At 68.9% G+C, this 2,196-nt stretch carries 2 protein-coding genes; one reads left to right on the top strand and one right to left on the bottom strand.

Translation table 11 applies throughout. From position 1 onward, the window contains the following. Positions 1-871 (top strand): chaperonin GroEL (gene groEL, locus MKK63_RS08400; RefSeq protein ID WP_244000571.1); only part of this gene is annotated, 871 nt, incomplete at its 5' end. 175 nt (positions 872-1,046) lie between these two features. On the opposite strand, the gene MKK63_RS08395 is transcribed toward groEL, so the two are convergent. After that, the gene (locus tag MKK63_RS08395) at positions 1,047-1,745 is read right to left on the bottom strand and encodes a PhzF family phenazine biosynthesis protein (protein ID WP_244000569.1); all 699 of its coding nucleotides are present in this window, start codon (positions 1,743-1,745) and stop codon (positions 1,047-1,049) included. Positions 1,746-2,196: the final 451 nt, after the last annotated feature.

The following is a 2,196-nucleotide window of genomic DNA, read 5'->3' as shown; positions in this document are numbered from 1 at the left end:
GCTGGCCACCCTCGTGGTCAACAAGCTGCGCGGCGGCCTGAAGGTCGCGGCCGTCAAGGCGCCGGGCTTCGGTGACCGCCGCAAGGCGATGCTCGAGGACATCGCGATCCTGACCAAGGGCCAGATGATCGCCGAGGATCTTGGCATCAAGCTCGAGAACGTGACGCTCGATATGCTCGGCCGCGCCAAGCGCGTGCGGATCGAGAAGGAGAACACCACGATCATCGACGGCGCCGGCGAGAAGTCCGACATCGAGGGCCGCATCAGCCAGATCAAGGCGCAGGTCGAGGAGACCACCTCGGACTACGACCGTGAGAAGCTGCAGGAGCGTCTGGCCAAGCTCGCGGGCGGCGTCGCGGTGATCCGCGTCGGCGGTTCGACGGAGGTCGAGGTCAAGGAGAAGAAGGACCGGGTCGACGACGCGCTGCACGCCACCCGCGCGGCGGTCGAGGAAGGCATCGTCCCGGGCGGCGGCACGGCGCTCCTGCGTGCCAAGGCGGCCGTCCAGGGCCTCTCGAGCGACAACCCGGACGTCCAGGCCGGCATCAAGATCGTCCTCAAGGCTCTCGAGGCCCCGATCCGTCAGATCGCCTCGAACTCGGGCGTCGAGGGCTCGATCGTGGTCGGCAAGATCCTGGCCAATTCCTCTCCGACCTACGGCTTCAACGCCCAGACCGAAGAGTATGTCGACATGCTCCAGGCCGGCATCGTCGATCCGGCCAAGGTGGTGCGCGCCGCGCTCCAGGGCGCAGCTTCGGTCGCCGGCCTTCTCGTGACCACCGAGGCGATGATCTCCGAGGCCCCGCGCAAGGATGCTCCGGCCATGCCTGCGGGCGGCGGCATGGGTGGTATGGGCGGCATGGACTTCTAACCGACCAGGGCTCTCGCGGCGCTGTCTTGCGAGCCGAAGCCGGCTTGTGGGACAGCGCCGCGGGGCAACGCTCTGCGCGGTCGTTTCCCGTGCGGGGATGGGTCGCTCACGCAGCACCCGCTTGTGCCTTGGGCTGCCGACAGCGCACGCATCCATCTAAGTGCTACACTACGAGTCAGCGCCTCCTCAACGTCGCCGCCGACGACGCCAAGATATTGCGGTTGGCCGCGCAGCACGGGCGCTTGGCCGGCAATGAAGAGGCGTAGGTCGGCGGGCGTGCACGGCACGAAGTCGGCCGCGGATCGGGACAGCTGGCCAGCGTCAGGCCGCCCGCTCGCAGACGGGAGAGTACGGCGTCGCTCATTGGCGTCCATCCTCCGTGACCGCTGGGGCCAGGCCCGCAGCTGGAGCGACCGCTCCGCCCAGAAGGCAGCCGATCGCCCCCGAAGCCGAGGCGCACCGTGATCTCGGGGAGACGACCCATCGCCCGCCCCTGGTAGACGCGGATTGGACGGTCGTCGGCGGCAATGGCGCGATCGCGAAGCGGGCCGACGACGAGCGCGGCGGCGGCGATGCCGGTGGCCGCGTCCCTTGGATAGCCGGACGCGCGCGGGAACTGCCGCGCCTCGAAACGGCGCGCCGCGCCGGCCACGACAGCGTAGGGGTACAGACCGGTCGAGCCGATCCGGCGGCAGGCGGCCTCGACGGCCACGGGGTCCGCAACGAGCGCCTGCAGCCTGTCAGGGTCGCGCATCGGCACGAGGCTCTTCACACGTGCGGTAACGGCGTAGTGCAGCGGCAGGTCCGCACGGTTCTCGCGGCCCACGCCGAGCGCCGAAAGCACGTCATTGGGCTGCTCAGAGGACAGCGGCACTGCACAGAACCGTACCGCTGTTCGAGGCCTGCTCACGCGGCGATCGGGTGGTTCGGTCCCGTGTCGACGACCTGGACATTCCAGCGTTCGGTACACGCTCAGGCGAGACGCCCTCGGACGATAAAAGCTTGGCCGGTGGCGCCCGAAACCTTCCGCGCAGAGGCCGCGGAGCCAAACGTCGCCGCGACGCCGTCTGAAAAGCCGAACCGCATCGGTCGGCCGCGGAAGGCAGGCGATGCTGGAAACGCGTAGCTGCAAACGGGTCCGGATCTTTTCGGCTCCGCCCCGTCTTCTCCAACTATCGCAGCAGTTGAGCGCCCTCACGCTCCTGCCGGCGAGCGCGCCGGTTGCCGTGTCCTCCCCGTTCACGTGTAGCCGGCGCGTCCTACACAGTGACAGTGCGCCCTTTGGATCGGCGCACATCCTCCCGAAGACAGCAGGTGCTACAGCG

Source organism: Methylobacterium sp. J-088, assembly GCF_022829295.1.
In the GTDB taxonomy this organism is placed as follows: domain Bacteria; phylum Pseudomonadota; class Alphaproteobacteria; order Rhizobiales; family Beijerinckiaceae; genus Methylobacterium.
This window is presented reverse-complemented; position numbering and strand designations above follow the sequence as displayed.